At 45.8% G+C, this 408-nt stretch carries 1 protein-coding gene; it reads right to left on the bottom strand.

The window, feature by feature from the left end; translation table 11 throughout:
• Window positions 1-408 (bottom strand): PAS domain-containing protein (locus BTA35_RS17215; protein ID WP_139363749.1); only part of this gene is annotated, 408 nt, incomplete at both ends.

The following is a 408-nucleotide window of genomic DNA, read 5'->3' as shown; positions in this document are numbered from 1 at the left end:
GTATAGCGCGCACTGCCACCTATTTGTTGTTGAGCAAGTTCGCGAATTTTATCGATAGGGTGCAAGAACAATAAGTGTGTGCCGTCGTTTAGTGGACGCAAGGTAATGATCGCTTCAACAAACTCGCCACGAACTTCTACCGTTGTGAGTTTGCGGTTGATGCTTGCACCCGACTCAATACTATTGAGGACATTTGGCGGGAAACGTAAAACCGAAAAGACTTCTTTATCCAAAACCTGACTGGCTTCAATGTTTAACAAGCGCTCTGATTGGTGATTTACCATGGTGATACGGCTTTCTTCATCCCAGGCCAGAAGGCCGTCATCCATGCATTCTAACGTTGCGTTGTGCGCACAAGTGAGGCGGTTAATGTTTTCTTGTTCCGACTGAATATGGATTTGCAAACTG

Source organism: Oceanospirillum linum (assembly GCF_001995095.2).
Classification (GTDB): Bacteria; Pseudomonadota; Gammaproteobacteria; order Pseudomonadales; family Halomonadaceae; genus Oceanospirillum; species Oceanospirillum linum.
The sequence above is the reverse complement of the archived record's forward strand: the minus strand, read 5'-3'. Positions and strand labels throughout refer to the sequence as shown.